The sequence below is a fragment of the Cellulosimicrobium cellulans genome (genome assembly GCF_042723955.1).
GTDB classification, from domain to species: Bacteria; Actinomycetota; Actinomycetes; order Actinomycetales; family Cellulomonadaceae; genus Cellulosimicrobium; species Cellulosimicrobium cellulans_H.
The window spans coordinates 1-1,810 of record NZ_JBHXIC010000176.1 but is presented as its reverse complement, the minus strand read 5'-3'; the positions used below and the strand labels follow the sequence as shown (position 1 = coordinate 1,810).

Genomic DNA, 1,810 nt, shown 5'->3' with positions numbered 1-1,810 from the left:
CCGCGCGCGCCCGGGGGGGCTCGGCCCCCCAGGCGCGCCGCCGCGCGCGGGGGGGGGCCCCGCCCCGCCGACCCCGCGCCCGGCGGGGGGCCCGGGGGCGGCCCTGCTGGGCGTGCACGCCCACCCCGACGACGAGACGCTCGCCACGGGTGCGCTCCTCGCGACGTGGGCGCGGTCCGGGCAGCGCGTCACCGTCGTGACGTGCACGCGCGGCGAGCGGGGCGAGGTGATCGACACGCCCCCGCACCCGACCGGCGTCGGGCACCTCGAGGGCGACGGCCCCGCCCTCGCCGCGCACCGCGAGGGGGAGCTCGCCCGCGCGCTCGCCGCCCTCGGCGTCGCGGACCACGTCTTCCTCGACACGGTCCCGCATCCCGGGGCGAGCGCGGTGCCCGACGGCGGTGCGCCACCCCGGTTCGAGGACTCCGGGATGGCCTGGGCCGCGCCGGGTGTCGCGAGCGTCGCGGAGGACCTCCCGCCACGGGCGTTCGTCGGCGTCCCGCTCGACGAGGCCGCTGCGCGGCTGGCCGCCGTCGTGCGCGACCGCCGCCCCGCGGTCGTCGCGACGTACGAGCCCGGGGGCGGGTACGGGCACCCCGACCACGTGCGCGCGCACGACGTGACGGTCCGGGCGCTGGAGCTGCTCGACGCCGCGGGCGAGCCCGTGCCCGCGCTCTGGCTGGCCGTGGCCCCCGAGAGCACGGTGCGCGCCGCGCGGCGCGCCCTCGCGGCGCACCCCGCGGTCCGAGCGCTCCTCGCGGACGACGCCCTCGTCCTGCCCGACCCGGACGAGGACCTGCCGCCGGTCGCGCGCCCCGAGGCCTCGCTGCCCCTGCTCGTGACCGTGCCGGTGGCGCCCGTCCTCGACGATCTCCTCGCCGCGATGCGGGCGCACGCGACGCAGGTCCAGCGCGTGACCGCCGCCGTCGACGACGAGGGACCGGTGCGCGGAGAGGCGGCGGGGGACCTGCTGGGCTGGTACGCGCTCAGCAACGACGTCCTCGCTCCCGTCCCTTCACACGAGTTCTACGCTCCCTCCGGCGACGCTCTCCCGGGCGACCAGGTCCGGCCCGAGCCCACGCGTTAACCTGGGGCCCGTGGAGACCGGTATGGGGCGGCTCGTCGGCCGCGGGGTGGCGTGCGCGCTCGTCGGTGTGATCGTCGGGCTCGTCGGCACCGTCGCGCACCGGGCGCACCTGCTCGGCGTCGACCTCCCGGAAGGCGTCGGGCTGGGCATCGTGCTCGCGCTGCTGACCGTGCTCGTGGCCGGAACCCTCGCACGCGCTGGGGGCGGCATGGCGGGCCTGCTCGGCTACGGCATCGGGTGGGTCGTCGTGGTCCAGCTGCTCTCGCTCGAGGGCCCCGGCGGCGACGTCCTGGTGCCGAGCGAGCCCGTGGGCTACGTCTGGATCTACGGGGGTCTGCTCGTCGTCGCGGCGGTGGCGTTCCTGCCGCGCTCGTGGTTCAGCGACCGGCCCGTCCGCCCGGCGCTCCACGGTCGTCCCACCAGGCACGACGGACCCGAGGACACCCTCGCGTCCCGCTAGAATTCGCGGTGCGGATCCCCGCACACCCCTCGTCGTCGCGCGGACAGCCGCGCGCCTTTCGTCACGGAGACAGTGGATGGGTCAGCCGACCGACCGAGACGCCGATCTCGACTCCCCTCAGGACGCCGCCCCAGGGACCGGGACCCCCGGTCCCCCCCCCGAGCCCGCCCCCGTCGAGGAGAGCGCCGCGGCGCCCGGGACGGTCGACGTCTCCGAGCAGCCCGGCGCCGACGAGGCCGGTGTCCCCGCCCCGTCCGCACCCC

Annotated in this window: 2 protein-coding genes and 1 pseudogene; all 3 read left to right on the top strand. The window is 78.5% G+C overall.

Going from position 1 to position 1,810, the window contains the following annotated elements:
* On the top strand, positions 1 to 1,087 hold a 1,087-nt coding region (locus ACFWH7_RS21045), incomplete at its 5' end, for a PIG-L family deacetylase (RefSeq protein WP_378219640.1).
* A gap of 10 nt (positions 1,088 to 1,097) precedes the next feature.
* Positions 1,098 to 1,547, top strand: a complete 450-nt coding sequence (locus ACFWH7_RS21040; protein WP_378219638.1) for a hypothetical protein — start codon at positions 1,098 to 1,100, stop codon at positions 1,545 to 1,547.
* Positions 1,548 to 1,623: 76 nt separating this feature from the next.
* A pseudogene (locus ACFWH7_RS21035) lies at positions 1,624 to 1,810 on the top strand (hypothetical protein); the annotation flags it as partial.